Below are 16,154 nucleotides of genomic sequence, written 5' to 3'. Positions count from 1 at the left end.
ACGTGACCGCCCAGAACGCTTCACGTGACAATTTCCCGTGCCGATAAGTCTCCGCTCAGATGTTTGCTTACGCTGGCGCCAGCCAAACTCTCGCCCCCGGACCGGACGTCGCGTCAGGGATCACCGGGATCACACAAGGAGCGGAGGGCATACGGGCATGCAGGGCACTGTGGATGGATTCAGTTACGGCCTCGTCACACCCGTGGCGGCGTACTTCATGGCGTGCCTCGGCGGGGCCCTGGGCCTTCGCTGCACCATCAGGTCCGTCCAGAACCGACGCTCCTTCAAGCCGGGTTGGCTCGCACTCGGCGCGACCGCCATCGGCTCGGGCATCTGGACCATGCACTTCGTCGCGATGATGGGCTTCACCGTCGCGGGGGCGCCGATCGGCTACGACAGGCCGACCACCTTCGCCAGTCTCGCCGTCGCGATCGTCATGGTCGGTATCGGGATCTTCATCGTCGGCTACCGCGGCGCGAGCCCGATGGCTCTGGTCACCGGTGGCACGATCACCGGCCTCGGAGTGGCCAGCATGCACTATCTCGGTATGGCCGGAATGCGGCTCCAGGGACGCCTCGAGTACGACACCCCGACCGTCGCCCTCTCCGTGGTGATCGCGGTCGTGGCCGCCACCTCCGCCCTCTGGGCAGCCGTGTCGATCCACGGCTTCATGGCGAGCCTGGGCGCCAGCCTGGTGATGGGCATCGCGGTGAGCGGTATGCACTACACGGGGATGGCGGCGGTCAGCGTCCATCTGCACGGGGCGGCCGGCTCCGCCGGCCAGGGCAGCTCGCCCGCCGCCCTGCTGGCGCCCATGCTGACCGGCCCGGTGGTCTTCCTGCTGCTCGCCGGAGTGGTGGTGATGTTCGACCCGCTGCTGGTGATGGGCGAGCCGAACTGGCGGCTCCCCGAGGCGGGGCAGGCCGCGCGCCCCGGCGTGCCCGCCCAGCGGAAGCCGTCGCACGGGCAGCCTGCCTGGGCTGCCGACCGGTCCCCGCGCCGCGCGGCCCAGAGCCAAGAAGCACCCCGCGCCACCGACTGGTGAACGGGTGACGTGAGCCACCGCGGATCCTCCGCCGGTTGTCAGTGGTGAGTCGTACGGTGGATCCATGCGGCCCGTTTCCAAGATCGAACGTACGGTGGCGCCTTTCGAGGTCATCAGCTCCTACCAGCCCAGCGGCGACCAGCCGACGGCCATCACCGACCTGGAGCGGCGTATCCGCGCAGGTGAGAAGGATGTCGTCCTGCTCGGTGCGACCGGCACCGGAAAGTCGGCGACGACCGCCTGGATGATCGAGAAGCTTCAGCGCCCGACGCTGGTGATGGCGCCGAACAAGACCCTGGCCGCCCAGCTGGCGAACGAGTTCCGCGAGCTCCTGCCGAACAACGCCGTCGAGTACTTCGTCTCGTACTACGACTACTACCAGCCCGAGGCGTACGTCCCGCAGTCGGACACCTACATCGAGAAGGACTCCTCGATCAACGAGGAGGTCGAGCGGCTGCGCCACTCCGCGACGAACTCCCTGCTCACCCGGCGCGATGTGGTCGTGGTCGCCTCCGTCTCCTGTATCTACGGCCTCGGCACCCCCCAGGAGTATGTCGACCGGATGGTGCCGCTCAAGGTCGGCGAGGAGATCGACCGCGACGAGCTGCTGCGCCGGTTCGTCGGTATTCAGTACACACGCAACGACGTGGCGTTCGCACGCGGCACCTTCCGGGTCCGCGGCGACACCATCGAGATCTTCCCGGTCTACGAGGAGCTCGCCGTCCGCATCGAGATGTTCGGTGACGAGATCGAGGCCCTCTCCACCCTCCACCCGCTCACCGGCGAGATCATCAGCGAGGACCAGTCGCTGTACGTCTTCCCGGCCAGCCACTATGTGGCGGGACCCGAGCGCATGGAGAAGGCGGTCAACGGCATCGAGAAGGAGCTCGAGGAGCGGCTGGCCGAGCTGGACAAGCAGGGCAAGCTGCTGGAGTCCCAGCGGCTGCGCATGCGCACCACGTACGACATCGAGATGCTGCGTCAGATCGGCTCCTGCTCCGGCGTCGAGAACTACTCCATGCACTTCGACGACCGCGAGCCCGGCACCGCGCCCAACACCCTCCTCGACTACTTCCCCGAGGACTTCCTGCTCGTCATCGACGAGTCGCATGTGACCGTGCCGCAGATCGGCGCGATGTACGAGGGTGACGCCTCCCGCAAGCGGACCCTCGTCGACCACGGCTTCCGGCTGCCGTCCGCGCTCGACAACCGGCCACTGAAGTGGGAGGAGTTCCAGCAGCGGGTCGGTCAGACCGTCTACCTCTCCGCCACTCCCGGCAAGTACGAGCTCTCGCGCGGCGACGGCTTCGTGGAGCAGATCATCCGTCCCACCGGGCTCGTCGACCCGCAGGTCGTCGTCAAGCCCACCGAGGGCCAGATCGACGACCTGGTGCACGAGATCCGCGAGCGCACCGAGAAGGACGAGCGTGTCCTGGTCACCACGCTCACCAAGAAGATGGCGGAGGACCTCACCGACTACTTCCTCGAACTGGGCATCCAGGTCCGCTATCTGCACAGCGATGTCGACACCCTGCGCCGGGTCGAGCTGCTGCGCGAACTGCGAGCCGGTGAGTACGACGTTCTGGTCGGCATCAACCTCCTCCGTGAGGGTCTCGACCTGCCCGAGGTGTCGCTGGTGGCGATCCTCGACGCCGACAAGGAGGGCTTCCTGCGCTCCGGCACCTCGCTGATCCAGACCATCGGCCGCGCGGCGCGCAATGTCTCCGGACAGGTCCATATGTACGCGGACAAGATCACCGCGGCGATGGAGAAGGCCATCGAGGAGACCAACCGCCGCCGGGAGAAGCAGATCGCGTACAACACCGAGCGCGGTATCGACCCGCAGCCGCTCCGGAAGAAGATCAACGACATCGTCGCGACCATCGCGCGCGAGGAGGTCGACACCGAGGAACTGCTCGGCTCCGGCTACCGGCAGGGGAAGGCCGACAAGGGCAAGGGAGCAAAGGCCCCGGTCCCGGCGCTCGGCGGCAAGGCAGGCAAGGCGGGCAGGGCCGGCAAGAAGGGCGAGGTGCTCACCGACCGTCCCGCGGCCGAACTCGCCGGGATCATCGAGGAGATGACCGACCGCATGCGGGCCGCGGCGGCGGACCTGCAGTTCGAGGTCGCTGCGCGGTTGCGCGACGAGGTGGGCGAGTTGAAGAAGGAACTGCGGCAGATGAAGGAGGCGGGACTCGCCTGAGTCCCGCACACGTGTGTGTTTCAAGACCGACACAAAATCGAGCCAACTGTGCTGTGCGTCCGGCGCCACTGCGTAGGGTGCAGGGCAACCGCACATGGGGGCGGCTGCAATTCGGGAGAAGGGGACAGCGCGTGACGGTCAACATGACCAAGGGTCAGGCCATCAGCCTGCAGAAGAGCGACGGGGGCACCCTCACTGCGGTGCGGATGGGGCTCGGCTGGCAGGCAGCTCCGCGCCGCGGTCTGTTCGGCTCGCGCACCCGGGAGATCGACCTGGACGCCTCGGCGGTGCTGTTCGCCGACAAGCAGCCGGTGGACGTGGTCTTCTTCCGCCACCTCGTCAGCGACGACGGCTCGGTCAAGCACACCGGCGACAACCTGGTCGGTGGAGCGGGCTCCGGCGGCGACGACGAGGCGATCCTCGTCGACCTGCAGCGGGTGCCGGTCCACATCGACCAGATCGTCTTCACGGTGAACTCCTTCACCGGCCAGACGTTCCAGGAGGTGCAGAACGCCTTCTGTCGCATCGTCGACGAGACCAACGGCCAGGAGCTCGCCCGCTACACGCTGGCCGGCGGCGGCCAGTACACCGCGCAGATCATGGCGAAGGTGCACCGGGTGGGCGGTGGCTGGCAGATGACGGCTCTCGGCACCCCTGCCAACGGCCGTACCTTCCAGGACCTGATGCCTGCGATCCTGCCGCACCTGTAGGGACGGCTCGTACGCAAGACGCAGCTCCCGGAGGCACCAGGCCGCCGGGAGCTGCACCCATTACCACCACCGAACACCGCACAGCACCGAGGGGACAGAGGCGATGACGGCCGAGCTGGTCCGGGGGCAGAACCACCCCTTGCCCGACACCTGCCTGGAGATACGGGTGTCCGCCGGCCATCCGGTCGTGGCCTGCACCACCTGCGCCGACGAGCGGGGGACGGTACGGGACGAGTGGATCGCGCACCCCGGAGCACCCGCGCTGCCCGGGGTCGAGGTGTCCCCGCAGGCCACCGAAGCACCCCGGTTCACCATCGACCTGGAGGCAGTGCCCGTGGCGGTGCACCAGGTGAACGTGCTGCTCGCGCTCCCCGAAACCGGTGGCGGCCCGGCTCACTTCGGCGCCACCGCGGCACCCTTCGTGGCAGTCGTCGGCCGGGACGGCACCGAGCTGGCCAGCTTCACCATCACCGGCCTCGACGCCGAGACCGCGCTCGTCGCGGTCGAGCTGTACCGCCGCCAGGGCGCCTGGAAGGTGCGCGCCGTCGGCCAGGGATACGCGGGCGGGCTCGCGGAGCTGCTGGCCGACCAGGGGCTGCCGAAGGCCCGCGAGACGGCCGCAGCTATCCAGCAGACGGCGGCGCCGCGCGCACCCCGGGCCGAACCGGCGCAGCTGCGTACGCGTGGCGCGGACGGTGTGTTCACCACGCCGTCCACGCCGACCATGCCGCGACCGGACCCGAGCCCCACGGCCGGGCCGGACGCCACACTTCCCGACGGTCCCTCCGGTCCCGGTCGCCAGCTCGGCGCACCGGGCGGACCCGTGGGTCCGCAGCAGACGCCCACGCCCGACCCCGCGCCGGGTCCCGGCGGGCCCATCGACTACGCGCACCCGCGCCGCCAGTCCGCCGCACCCCCGCCGCCGCCCCCGGCCGCACCGCCCGCCCAGCCGGGCCGGCCGGCTCAGCCCGTCGCGGGCGACGCCACCGGCTGGTCCATGGAGGAACGGCTCTACAACCAGATCTGGGGCATGTTCGAGGATCTGGCCCGCAGTGCGGCCGCGTACCGCAGCGCCGTCGACTTCGCCGAGTCCCGGATGGACAAGGAGCTCGACACGGCCCTGTCCGACCCGCGCAGCCGTATCGGCGGCGCCGGGGACGCCGCCCGCGAGGCGGCGCGCGCCAAGTACGAGCAGCTGACCGACCAGGCCCGCCAGGTCCTCGACCGGGACCTGGCCCAGCTCGCCGCCGAGTCCGACGTCGTCGAGCCGGCCCTGCCGCCCGCCTTCGCCCGCTGGGACAACCCCGCCTGGCACGCGTACCGCGTCCCCATGGAGATCCCGATGGCGCTGCGCCTCGGCGATCTCCATCTGCCCGAGAGCCCGGATCTGCGCATCCCGCTCCTGGTGCGGCTGCCACTGGAGCGCGGGTTGTGGGTGGACAGCGGCCGCTCGGGCTCGGAGGCCGCGATGGAGCTGGACGAGGCGCAGCTGCGCAAGCTCGCCCTGGACTCCGCGGTGGCGCACGCCGCCCGACTGCTCGCGGTCTATCCGCCGGGCGAGTTCACGGTCCATGTCATCGACCCGGCGGGCACGGCGGCTGCCTCACTCGCTCCGCTGGTCGACTCCGGGGCCCTCGCCGGGCCGCCGGCGGCCGGCGCCCAGGGCGTGAGTGCCGTACTCGCCAAGCTCACCCAGCGCGTGGACCTGGTGACGATGGCGGTGCGCGGCGGCGCGGCAGACTCGCTCCCGCCCGATCTGGACACCGCGGAACAGCTGCTGATCGTCAATGACTTCCCGCACGGCTTCGACGACCGCGCGGTCACCCAGCTGCGCTATCTCGCCGACGAGGGTCCGGCGGTCGGCGTCCATCTGCTGATGGTCGCGGACCGCGAGGACGCGAGCGCGTACGGCCCGGTGCTCGACCCCCTCTGGCGCTCGCTGCTGCGCATCACTCCGGTCCCCGACGACCATCTGTCCGACCCCTGGGTCGGGCATGCCTGGACGTACGAGCCGTTGCCGGTGCCACCGGGCAGCGGGGTGCTGCGGCAGGTACTGGATCAGGTGACCGAAGCCCGTCGCTCCTGGCGCCGCTGACCTGCACACTTGGCATCCGCTTTACCGAAACCTTTACCTCCCTTTGGTCTTTCCTGTACTCTTCTTTGCGCGGAGGGGAGTACTCCCGACTCGCGGCGTTCCCGTCAGTACGGACCGGTATCGGTCCCGGGGCGTCGGCCCGTTCTGCGGCAGCGGCCGCCCGGGTGGAGGAGACCTCCGGCAGCGACGACGCTGATCAGTAGCCGTACGACGCCGGAGGCGCAGTGGACGTTTCATGGACCCTTTGGGCGCTCACCATTCTTGGTCTGAGTGCTCTGATCGCCATCGACTTCTTCATCGGGCGCAAGCCTCATGACGTGTCCGTCAAGGAAGCCGGAATCTGGACCGTCGTCTGGATCGTCCTCGCCGCACTCTTCGGGCTCGGTCTGCTGATATTCGGCAACAGCCAGGCGTCGGGCGAGTTCTTCGCGGGCTTCATCACCGAGAAGTCGCTCAGCGTCGACAATCTCTTCGTCTTCGTCCTGATCATGGCGAAGTTCTCGGTGCCGTCCCACCTCCAGCAGCGGGTGCTGCTGGTAGGCGTGCTGATCGCTCTCGTCCTGCGCGCGGTATTCATCGCCGCGGGCGCCGCGATCATCGCCAGCTTCTCCTGGGTCTTCTTCATCTTCGGCGCGTTCCTGATCTACACCGCCTGGAAGCTCATCCAGGAGGCGCGCTCCGACGACGAGGAGGACGAGTTCGAGGAGAACCGGCTCCTCAAGTCCGTCGAGAAGCGCTTCGGCGTCGCCGACAGGTACCACGGCACCAAGCTCTTCATCCGGGTGAACGGCAAGCGCGTCCTGACCCCGCTGATGATCGTCATGCTCGCCATCGGCACCACCGACGTGCTCTTCGCACTGGACTCCATCCCCGCGATCTTCGGCCTGACCCAGGACCCGTACATCGTCTTCACCGCCAACGCCTTCGCCCTCATGGGGCTGCGGCAGCTGTACTTCCTCATCGGCGGACTGCTCAAGAAGCTGGTCCATCTCAGCTACGGCCTGTCGGTCATCCTCGGTTTCATCGGAGTCAAGCTGGTCCTGCACGCGCTGCATGAGAGCGGCGTGCATGTCCCGGAGATCTCGATTCCGTTCTCGCTCGCGGTCATCTGCGGTGTGCTGGTCATCACCACCATCACCAGCCTGATCGCCTCCAGGAAGAAGGCCGAGCGGGAAGCGGCCGAGGAGGCCCAGAAGGCCGACGTCGAAGTCTGACGGGCGCACGGTGGTGAAGTGGCGGCTGACCGGGGCAGCCGCCACTGCGCGGTACGGCGCTGTACGTGAAAGCGCTCAGTACGTCACGGTGATCCGGCGGGCCGGACCGTCGACGCGGACCGATCCGCCGTAGGGGATGACCAGCTGAGGGTCGGTGTGCCCAAGGTCGACGTCGAAGACCGTCATGGTCCTCGGGGCGTACGCCGCGAGCGCGCGCTGGACCGCCTCGCGCTGCTCGTCGGCGTAACGCGCTGCCGAGGACGGGTCGTTGGGCTGCTCGAGCGACCAGGTCTTGGGGCGTCCCATCAGGAGCGCGGGGAAACGCCGCAGCAGTCCGCGCTCGCCCATGTTCCGCAGTATCCGGAACACCTCCGTGGCAGGCGGCAGCTCTTCGGACGTCTCCAGGAACAACACACAGCCGTCGTACGCGGAGAGGTCGGAGCGGATCTCACGATTCGCCATCAGCAGCCAGGAGAGAATTTCCAGATTCCCGCCCCAGCTCCGGCCCTCCACCACCCGCTGGGGCCCGTACCAGCTCCAGCCGCCGCCCGGCCGCGTTTCCGGCTCCGCCGCGAACGTTGCCGGGTCGGCCCAGTCGCGGTCCACGTCACGGAACCGCTCGGCAGGCCGCAGCTCGTAGGGACCCGTGGTGAACAGCGCGGCGCGCAGCGACTCCTCCGTCTGCGGGGCCATCGCTCCCGGCCGTCCCAGCTCGCACATCACGCTCGCACCGTGGTAGCCGACGATCCCGGTGTTCCACAGCCGGGCCAGCAGATTGATGTTGTCGCTGTAGCCGAAGAAGGGCTTCGGATTGGCCCGGATCAACTCCCGGTCCAGCAGCGGCAGCACGGTGATCTGGTCATCCCCGCCGATGGACGCCATCACCGCCCTGATCGAGGTGTCCGCGAAGGCGGCATGAATGTCGTCGGCCCGTTCCTGTGGTGTGGACCCCATCTTCCGGGTCGCCGGATACTCAACCGGTACGAGCCCGAAGTCCTTCTCCAGCCGCCGGAGCCCGAGTTCGTACGGCATCGGCAGCAGCCCGGGCAGGCCGCTGGACGGCGAGATCACGCCAATCCGGTCACCGGGGAGGGGTTTGGGCGGGTACGCAGGTGATTCCATGGGGGCGGAGACTACTGGGGGTGCCCCGTGGAGTCGCGCGAATTCCGGGCCCGGGCGCCCTGCCGGCGGCCCCCCACTGGCTGTACCGGCTCTGGGAGTTGGGGCAAGCCCACGCGAGGCTGTGGGGCGCCCACGCCCTCGCGTGCGCCGCCGACATGGCGGGGTTGCGAGTGACGGACCGCCGCGCGGTCACCGGGGCGCCCTTCCGCTGGGTGGAGATGGCCGAAGACAGCCCGCCGCTGCCGTGATCCGCCGACTACCAGCCGCGCTCGCGCCACTCCGGCAGGTGGGGCCGCTCGTCGCCGAGTGTCGTGTCCTTGCCGTGGCCCGGGTAGACCCAGGTCTCGTCCGGAAGCTGGTCGAAGAGCTTCGTCTCGACGTCGTTGATCAGGCTCGCGAAGGCCTCGGGATCCTTCCAGGTGTTGCCGACTCCGCCGGGGAAGAGGCAGTCGCCGGTGAAGACGTGCGGCGGGCCGTGCGGGTCGTCGTAGACCAGGGCGATGGAGCCGGGGGTGTGGCCCACCAGATGGCGGGCGGTCAGCTCCACGCGGCCGACGCGGATTGTGTCCCCGTCCTCGACCGGTACGTCGGTCGGGACGGGAATGCCCTCGGCGTCGTAACGGCCGGCGAAGGTGCGGGCGCCGGTTGCCGCGACGACCTCGGCCAGTGCCTGCCAGTGATCGCCGTGGCGGTGGGTGGTGACGACGGACGCGATGGAGTCGTCACCGATCAGATGGAGCAGGGTCTCCGGCTCGTTGGCCGCGTCGATCAACAGCTGTTCGCCGGTGGTCCGGCAGCGCAGCAGATAGGAGTTGTTGTCCATCGGGCCGACCGCGACCTTGGAGATCATCAGGTCGGTCAACTCGTGCACATCGGCCCGGCCGCCGACCTTCACCACTCCGCTGTACGTCATGGACCAAGCCTATAGCGGGGGCAGCGGGGGAAGCAGGGCTCCCGCGGTGTCCAGGTCCGCTCCGTCGCGGCGGCCCGCGAGCCAGCCGAGCAGCGCGGGGGCGGCGCCGGAGACCGTGACCGGGGCGCCGTCCTCACCGCCGGTCCGCCACTCGCCGCTGTCCGCGACGATCCGGGTCGGCGGGACGTCCGCGCGGCCGGAGAAACGCTGGGCGAGGAAGGCGATCTCCCGCCCGGTGAACTCCTCGGGCAGGTCCTCCAGCTCGTAGCCGATGCCCAGATCCACGTGGTGCAGCTCGACCTCGATGAGACGGCGGAAGGGGATGCGGGCCGCGGTGTCCGTCACGCCGTTGCGGAGCTCGACGGTGCGGCTCCAGTCGGCGGGGACGGCGCCCGCGGCCTGGAAGCGGGCGGTGGTGTTCCGCACATCGGCCAGCTGGACGCCGAGGGGGCGGAGCGCGTCCCGCTCGATGTCGGCCTCGCGCGCTTCGGCGCTCACATACATGGGGCGGCCCTCGAGAATATTCACGAGTGCGTCGGCGTTACGCGAGAGGTGGGCCAGGACGTGACCGCGACTCCAGCCCGGAAGCCGGGACGGCTCGGCGCACGCCGCGTCGTCCAGTTCGGCGGCTGCGCCGAGGAGTCGTTCGGTCGCTTCGTGTACAGAGACCAGGTCGCGCACGGGATCGATCATGGGGAAGACGATAGCCCCGCCACACGATCGAGTGAAGGTGTCTTGGCACCGCCGAAAATCGAATGCACGTGCTATAGGCTCGGTGGAGGCATCCTTGACAGTCGGGCGTTCGTTTGTCCGGCAGTCATTGATCTCGTGGTCCCTCTAGCCTGGACAGTCCGGGGCGGGGGCTGTGCCCCCGATTCTTCTACGACCTCTTCAAGAAAGGTGCGGACCCGGCGTGGCCGACCGTCTCATCGTTCGTGGCGCTCGCGAGCACAATCTCAAAAACGTCTCGCTCGACCTCCCTCGTGACTCCCTCATCGTTTTCACCGGGCTCTCGGGGTCGGGCAAGTCTTCCCTCGCGTTCGACACGATCTTCGCCGAGGGGCAGCGCCGGTACGTCGAGTCGCTCTCCTCGTACGCCCGGCAGTTCCTCGGACAGATGGACAAGCCGGACGTCGACTTCATCGAGGGCCTCTCCCCGGCCGTCTCCATCGACCAGAAGTCGACCTCGCGCAACCCGCGCTCGACGGTCGGCACCATCACCGAGGTCTACGACTACCTCAGGCTGCTCTTCGCCCGTATCGGCAAGCCGCACTGCCCGGAGTGCGGCCGGCCCATCGCGCGCCAGTCGCCGCAGGCCATCGTCGACAAGGTCCTCGAGCTGCCCGAGGGCAGCCGCTTCCAGGTGCTCGCGCCGCTGGTGCGGGAGCGCAAGGGAGAGTTCGTCGACCTCTTCGCCGATCTGCAGACCAAGGGGTACAGCCGGGCGCGGGTCGACGGGCAGACCATTCAGCTATCCGAGCCGCCCACATTGAAGAAGCAGGAGAAGCACACCATCGAGGTGGTCATCGACCGCCTCACTGTCAAGGACAGCGCCAAGCGGCGGCTGACCGACTCGGTCGAGACCGCGCTCGGCCTCTCCGGCGGCATGGTCGTGCTCGACTTCGTCGACCTCGCCGAGGACGACCCCGAGCGTGAGCGGATGTACTCCGAGCACCTCTACTGCCCGCACGACGACCTCTCCTTCGAGGAGCTGGAGCCCCGCTCCTTCTCCTTCAACTCGCCCTTCGGCGCCTGCCCCGACTGCAGTGGCATCGGCACCCGTATGGAGGTCGACCCCGAGCTGATCGTCCCGGACGAGGAGAAGTCCCTCGACGAAGGCGCGATCCACCCCTGGTCGCACGGCCACACCAAGGAGTACTTCGGGCGACTGATCGGCGGCCTCGCCCAGGCCCTTGGCTTCTCCACCGACATGCCCTGGTCCGGACTGCCGCAGCGCGCCAGGAAGGCCCTGCTGTACGGACACAAGACCCAGCTCGAGGTCCGCTACCGGAACAGATACGGACGGGAGCGCGCCTGGACCACCCCTGCCTTCGAAGGGGCGGTGCAGTTCGTCAAGCGGCGGCACAGCGAGGCCGAGAGCGACTCCAGCAGGGAGCGCTTCGAGGGCTATATGCGCGAGGTGCCCTGCCCGACCTGTCATGGCACCCGGCTGAAGCCGATCGTCCTCGCGGTCACCGTGATGGAGAAGTCCATCGCCGACATCGCCGCGATGTCGATCAGCGAGTGCGCGGAATTCCTCGGCGCGCTGAAGCTGAACGCCCGCGACAAGAAGATCGCCGAGCGGGTGCTGAAGGAGGTCAACGAACGGCTGAAGTTCCTGGTCGACGTCGGCCTCGACTATCTCTCGCTCAACCGCGCGGCCGGCACCCTCTCCGGCGGCGAGGCACAGCGCATCCGGCTCGCCACCCAGATCGGCTCCGGCCTGGTCGGCGTGCTCTATGTCCTGGACGAGCCGTCCATCGGGCTGCACCAGCGCGACAACCACCGGCTCATCGAGACCCTCGTCCGGCTGCGGGACATGGGCAATACGCTCATCGTCGTCGAGCACGACGAGGACACCATCAAGGTGGCCGACTGGGTCGTCGACATCGGCCCGGGCGCCGGTGAGCACGGCGGCAAGGTTGTGCACTCCGGCTCCCTGAAGGACCTGCTGGGCAACAAGGCGTCGATCACCGGTCAGTATCTGTCCGGGAAGCGGGCCATCCCGACGCCGGACATCCGCCGGCCCACGGACCCGGGACGCCGGCTCACCGTCCACGGTGCCCGTGAGAACAATCTGCGCGACATCGACGTCTCCTTCCCCCTCGGGGTCCTGACGGCCGTCACCGGCGTCTCAGGATCCGGCAAGTCGACGCTGGTCAACGACATCCTCTACACCCACCTGGCCCGCGAGCTGAACGGCGCCAAGTCGGTACCGGGACGCCACACCCGCGTCGACGGCGACGACCTCGTCGACAAGGTGGTGCACGTCGACCAGTCGCCCATCGGCCGTACGCCGAGGTCCAACCCGGCGACGTACACCGGCGTCTTCGACCATGTCCGCAGGCTCTTCGCGGAGACGATGGAGGCCAAGGTCCGGGGCTACCTCCCCGGCCGGTTCTCCTTCAACGTCAAGGGCGGCCGTTGTGAGAACTGCTCCGGCGACGGCACCATCAAGATCGAGATGAACTTCCTGCCGGATGTGTATGTCCCGTGCGAGGTCTGCCACGGAGCGCGCTACAACCGGGAAACCCTGGAGGTCCATTACAAGGGCAAGTCCATCGCCGAGGTGCTGGACATGCCGATCGAGGAGGCGCTGCACTTCTTCGAGGCCGTCCCGACGATCTCCCGCCATCTGCGGACGCTCAACGAGGTGGGCCTCGGCTATGTCCGTCTCGGCCAGTCCGCGCCGACGCTCTCCGGCGGTGAGGCACAGCGGGTGAAGCTGGCCTCGGAGCTCCAGAAGCGTTCCACCGGCAGTACGGTCTACGTCCTGGACGAGCCGACGACCGGTCTGCACTTCGAGGACATCAGCAAGCTGCTCCACGTGCTGTCCGGGCTGGTCGACAAGGGCAACACGGTCATCGTCATCGAGCACAACATGGATGTCATCAAGACCGCCGACTGGGTTATCGACATGGGCCCGGAAGGTGGCAATGGCGGCGGCCTGGTCATCGCCGAAGGCAGTCCGGAACAGGTCGCGGGAGTCCCGACCAGCCACACCGGCAAGTTCCTGCGGGACATCCTGGACGCCGAGCGGATCAGCGACGCGGTGGTGCCCGCGCCGCGCAGCGCCACGAAGAAGGCGCCGGTGAAGAAGACGCCGGTGAAGAAGGCCACAGCGGTGAAGAAGACGGTCGCCGCGAAGGCGGCCCCGGCGAAGAAGACGGCCACGGCGCGCACCAGCCGGGCCCGCAAGGCCTGACGCGGTCACCGTCGCGTCCCCGAGCGCCGGACGGGCAGGATTTCCCGGCCCGTCCGGCGCTCGATGACGAACCGGCTGCCGGACGGCCCCGGCTCCTCCCGCAGCCGTCAGCCTTCCAGCTCCGAGGCGTACGGCGGCTCCGCACCCGTGCGGGAGCACGTGATCGCCGCCGCCCGGGACGCGAACCACAGCACCTCACGCCAGCCGTCCGCGTCCAGCGCTGCCGAGGCATCCGCAGACAGGGCGTTGCGGCCCGCGAGGCTGTGCAGCAGTGCCGCGTTCACCGTGTCGCCCGCGCCGATCGTGTCGGCGACCGGCACCGGCGTGGCCGGAACCGAGACCTCCAGCCCGCCCCGCGTCCGTACCGTCAGCCCTGCCGCGCCCCGCGTCAGTACCACCACCGCAGGCCCCTCGGGTACACCGCCGAGCCACTCCGCATCATCCTCGGAGAGCTTCAGCAGCGACACATACGGCAGCCAGCCGGCGAACCGTGCCCGATAGGCGTCCGCGTCCGGGATCAGGCCGGCCCTGATGTTCGGGTCGAGCAGGGTGAAGACGCCGCGCCCCGCCTCCCGCCGCAGCAGCGCCTCGTACGCGGTCGCGCCCGGCTCCAGCACCAGCGAGCAGGTCCCGAGCGCCAGGGCCCGTACCGAATCCGGCAACGGCCCCGGCAGCTCGAAGAGCCGGTCCGCAGTGCCCTGCACATAGAAGCCGTACCCGGCGGAGCCGTCCGTGCCGATGGCCGCGACCGCGAGGGTCGTCGGCTCGGGGCCACGCTGTACCAGCGACGTCCCGACCCCCGCCGCATGCAGCCCGGCCAGCAGCGCCTCGCCGAACCCGTCCGTCGAGACACGCGAGCAGAAGGTGACCGGTGCGCCGAGCCGTCCCAGGGCGACGGCCATGTTGTACGGACCGCCGCCGAGCCGCGGCAGCAGCACCGGCAACGCCTCGCCGCCCCCCTGCGGGACCAGGTCGATCAAGGACTCTCCGGCGACGACAATCACGGCCCAGAACGTAACCCATGGCCCCAGGACGTGACAGGTGGCCCACACGAAGGGCCACCGATCTCCGCCGGTATCGTCGGGTCTGTCAACCGACACCCCGTCCGCGACGCCGCCGTCCGACCGATGCCCTGATCAGTGGAGACTTCATGTCCGGCCAGCCCACCGCCCGCCGCACCGTGCTGAAAGGCGCCGCCCTCGCCGGGGCCGCCGGGCTGGGGGTCGCCGCCTGCTCCACCGAGTCGAAGCTCGGTCACGCCGAGAACCCCACGCCGACCGCGCCCGTCGACCTCGGCGCGGCCGACGCCGTCCCGGTCGGCGGCGCCAAGCTCTACCGTGAGCAGCGCCTGGTCGTCAGCTGCCCGGCCAAGGGCCAGTACAAGGCCTTCAGCGCACAGTGCACGCACGCGGGCTGTGTCCTCGACAAGCTCGAGGGCACCGAGGGCAACTGCCCCTGCCACGGCAGCCGCTTCGACGTCACGACCGGCAAGGCGGTCCACGGCCCGGCGACCGTGCCGCTCCCCGAGGTCCCGGTCAGGGTGACGGACGGCAGACTCGTCGCGGCGCCCGACGCGTAAGCCGTCGACAGGCCGCCGTCTCAGTCCCAGTCCCAGTCGATCCCGAGGATCCCGGGCCGTACGCCCTGCTCGACGGTGTGGACCGTACGGTGCCGTCCGCTCAGCGTCAGATCCGTCCGGGCGCCTCGCGGCGCACCCGTCGTGGCCTGCGCGAATCTGCGGCACCGCACCGGCAGCGCCCCCTCGTCGAAGCGCACCTGCAATACGTACTGCCCGCCCGCGAAGCTGAAGCCCCGCACATACTCACGGCTCGGCCCGCCGGTCCCGTCCTCGAAGCCGTAACCGAAGAAGTACGTCTCACCGGCGCGCAGCCGGGCGTCGAACAGCAGCTCCGCGACGAGCACCCCGGTCTCCCGGTGCCACCGCACCCGCCCGGTGCGGCAGTTCTCCAGCGCGCTCACCTCCACCCGGGCCGGGTCGCAGCCCGGGTCGCCGTGATGGATGGCCAGATAGCGGTCGATGCCGTCGCGGTGGGCGCGTACGACGTGCTGCGAGTCGCGTCCGACCAGTTCGCGCCCCGCGCCGATCCGTACCCGCTCGTGGTGCCCCACCGTGTGCAGCCCGCCGTCCGTCGGCTGCTCCAGGTCCGCCAGCAGCTGCTCGACCGCGCCGGAGGCCTCCACCAGTGAGCGGTACGAGCGCGCGGCCGGGCGCTCGACATCGCCGCGCGCGCCGCCCTCGCCGGCACCGAGCAGCCTGACCAGTGAATTCCCGGGCAGCTCGAGCACCTCCTCCAAGGCGCGTACGGCCCGCAGCGACTCGGGGCGCTGGGGGCGGCGCGCCCCCTGCTGCCAGTAACTGAGGCTGGTCACGCCGACCTTGATCCCGCGGTGGGCGAGATGGTGCTGGACCCGCTGGAGCGGCAGTCCACGGACCGCGAGGGCGGCGCGCAGAGCCAGATGGAACGGGCCGGTGTGCAGCACCTGTGCCAGATCGGCCTCGGTGTGCCCCATGGTTTCTCCAGGGGATTTCAGGGATCTCAGGGATCACAGGGGATTCAGGGATCGCGTGAATGTTCACGGGAGTGGCTGACCGCTGAGGGTGGGCGGTGACAGGCGTCCAGGTGGAGCGGGACGGAGGTTTTCACATCCCGGCCACAGCATTCACAGCGCCGTGTCACTCCGCATTGAAGCGTGTTGACCTGGCCTCGACAAGGACTGATGCTCATCCGCAGCGTCCGGACGCGCTCTTTGCCTCCGCCGCCGCCGGAACGGGCGCCCTCGTTGCCCTCCTGCGCGGTGCCACGGCCCTCCGGCCGCGCCGCCGGTCCTGAGAGCCCCGGGCGCCCGGCGCTACCCCCACGGTGCCGGGCGCCCGGACATGACCGCGCCGTCACACCCCGCCAGTAGGG

Annotated in this window: 13 protein-coding genes; 8 read left to right on the top strand and 5 right to left on the bottom strand. The window is 69.4% G+C overall.

Annotated elements, in window-relative coordinates:
* Positions 1 to 157: 157 nt before the first annotated feature.
* The 5 genes from ACWDZ6_RS19505 (at position 158) to ACWDZ6_RS19485 (ending at position 7,264) form a co-directional block, all read left to right on the top strand.
* On the top strand, positions 158 to 1,045 hold the full coding sequence (locus tag ACWDZ6_RS19505; RefSeq protein ID WP_451503849.1) for an MHYT domain-containing protein: 888 nt from the start codon (positions 158 to 160) through the stop codon (positions 1,043 to 1,045).
* 64 nt (positions 1,046 to 1,109) lie between these two features.
* Entirely contained in the window at positions 1,110 to 3,245 is a 2,136-nt protein-coding gene (gene uvrB, locus ACWDZ6_RS19500) for an excinuclease ABC subunit UvrB (RefSeq protein ID WP_451503848.1), read from the top strand.
* A gap of 131 nt (positions 3,246 to 3,376) precedes the next feature.
* Positions 3,377 to 3,955 (top strand): TerD family protein, encoded by a 579-nt coding sequence (locus ACWDZ6_RS19495; protein ID WP_326649200.1) that lies wholly within the window; start codon positions 3,377 to 3,379, stop codon positions 3,953 to 3,955.
* Positions 3,956 to 4,058: 103 nt separating this feature from the next.
* Positions 4,059 to 6,050: a TerD family protein gene (locus ACWDZ6_RS19490; protein ID WP_451503847.1), complete on the top strand. Its 1,992-nt coding sequence runs from the start codon at positions 4,059 to 4,061 to the stop codon at positions 6,048 to 6,050.
* A gap of 224 nt (positions 6,051 to 6,274) precedes the next feature.
* A complete protein-coding gene (locus tag ACWDZ6_RS19485) occupies positions 6,275 to 7,264 on the top strand; it encodes a TerC/Alx family metal homeostasis membrane protein (RefSeq protein ID WP_451503846.1) in 990 nt (329 codons plus the stop codon).
* Between the two features lie 75 nt (positions 7,265 to 7,339).
* On the opposite strand, the gene ACWDZ6_RS19480 is transcribed toward ACWDZ6_RS19485, so the two are convergent.
* Positions 7,340 to 8,386 carry a S66 family peptidase gene (locus tag ACWDZ6_RS19480; RefSeq protein ID WP_451503845.1) on the bottom strand — a complete coding sequence of 349 codons (1,047 nt, stop codon included), beginning with the start codon at positions 8,384 to 8,386 and terminating at the stop codon, positions 7,340 to 7,342.
* 20 nt (positions 8,387 to 8,406) lie between these two features.
* Between ACWDZ6_RS19480 and ACWDZ6_RS19475 the strand changes: the two genes are divergently transcribed.
* Positions 8,407 to 8,634 (top strand): hypothetical protein, encoded by a 228-nt coding sequence (locus ACWDZ6_RS19475; RefSeq protein ID WP_451503844.1) that lies wholly within the window; start codon positions 8,407 to 8,409, stop codon positions 8,632 to 8,634.
* Between the two features lie 8 nt (positions 8,635 to 8,642).
* On the opposite strand, the gene ACWDZ6_RS19470 is transcribed toward ACWDZ6_RS19475, so the two are convergent.
* On the bottom strand, positions 8,643 to 9,299 hold the full coding sequence (locus ACWDZ6_RS19470) for an MBL fold metallo-hydrolase (protein WP_451503843.1): 657 nt from the start codon (positions 9,297 to 9,299) through the stop codon (positions 8,643 to 8,645).
* 9 nt (positions 9,300 to 9,308) lie between these two features.
* Complete coding sequence (locus tag ACWDZ6_RS19465; protein ID WP_451503842.1) at positions 9,309 to 9,992, bottom strand: maleylpyruvate isomerase family mycothiol-dependent enzyme; 684 nt, start codon at positions 9,990 to 9,992, stop codon at positions 9,309 to 9,311.
* A gap of 220 nt (positions 9,993 to 10,212) precedes the next feature.
* On the opposite strand from ACWDZ6_RS19465, the gene uvrA reads away from it, so the two are divergent.
* Positions 10,213 to 13,224 carry an excinuclease ABC subunit UvrA gene (uvrA, locus tag ACWDZ6_RS19460; RefSeq protein WP_451503841.1) on the top strand — a complete coding sequence of 1,004 codons (3,012 nt, stop codon included), beginning with the start codon at positions 10,213 to 10,215 and terminating at the stop codon, positions 13,222 to 13,224.
* A 107-nt stretch (positions 13,225 to 13,331) separates the two neighbouring features.
* Here uvrA and ACWDZ6_RS19455 read toward each other — a convergent pair whose 3' ends face one another.
* Entirely contained in the window at positions 13,332 to 14,228 is an 897-nt protein-coding gene (locus tag ACWDZ6_RS19455) for a carbohydrate kinase family protein (protein WP_389184574.1), read from the bottom strand.
* A gap of 146 nt (positions 14,229 to 14,374) precedes the next feature.
* On the opposite strand from ACWDZ6_RS19455, the gene ACWDZ6_RS19450 reads away from it, so the two are divergent.
* On the top strand, positions 14,375 to 14,803 hold the full coding sequence (locus ACWDZ6_RS19450; RefSeq protein WP_366733887.1) for a Rieske (2Fe-2S) protein: 429 nt from the start codon (positions 14,375 to 14,377) through the stop codon (positions 14,801 to 14,803).
* A 20-nt stretch (positions 14,804 to 14,823) separates the two neighbouring features.
* Here ACWDZ6_RS19450 and ACWDZ6_RS19445 read toward each other — a convergent pair whose 3' ends face one another.
* A complete protein-coding gene (locus ACWDZ6_RS19445; protein WP_451503840.1) occupies positions 14,824 to 15,756 on the bottom strand; it encodes a hypothetical protein in 933 nt (310 codons plus the stop codon).
* Between the last annotated feature and the right edge of the window lie 398 nt (positions 15,757 to 16,154).

This window comes from Streptomyces sp. NPDC002926 (genome assembly GCF_053591755.1).
Note: the sequence above shows the minus strand (reverse complement) of the source record. Positions and strands in the feature narration are given on the sequence as shown.

What these genes read in the sequence shown, in the direction of transcription:
- ACWDZ6_RS19505 (WP_451503849.1), top strand. Translation starts at nt 158, where the DNA reads ATGCAGGGCACTGTGGATGGATTCAGTTACGGCCTCGTCACACCCGTG.
- uvrB (WP_451503848.1), top strand. Translation starts at nt 1,110, where the DNA reads ATGCGGCCCGTTTCCAAGATCGAACGTACGGTGGCGCCTTTCGAGGTC.
- ACWDZ6_RS19490 (WP_451503847.1), top strand. Translation starts at nt 4,059, where the DNA reads ATGACGGCCGAGCTGGTCCGGGGGCAGAACCACCCCTTGCCCGACACC.
- ACWDZ6_RS19480 (WP_451503845.1), bottom strand. Translation starts at nt 8,386, where the DNA reads ATGGAATCACCTGCGTACCCGCCCAAACCCCTCCCCGGTGACCGGATT.
- ACWDZ6_RS19470 (WP_451503843.1), bottom strand. Translation starts at nt 9,299, where the DNA reads ATGACGTACAGCGGAGTGGTGAAGGTCGGCGGCCGGGCCGATGTGCAC.
- ACWDZ6_RS19465 (WP_451503842.1), bottom strand. Translation starts at nt 9,992, where the DNA reads ATGATCGATCCCGTGCGCGACCTGGTCTCTGTACACGAAGCGACCGAA.
- ACWDZ6_RS19450 (WP_366733887.1), top strand. Translation starts at nt 14,375, where the DNA reads ATGTCCGGCCAGCCCACCGCCCGCCGCACCGTGCTGAAAGGCGCCGCC.
- ACWDZ6_RS19445 (WP_451503840.1), bottom strand. Translation starts at nt 15,756, where the DNA reads ATGGGGCACACCGAGGCCGATCTGGCACAGGTGCTGCACACCGGCCCG.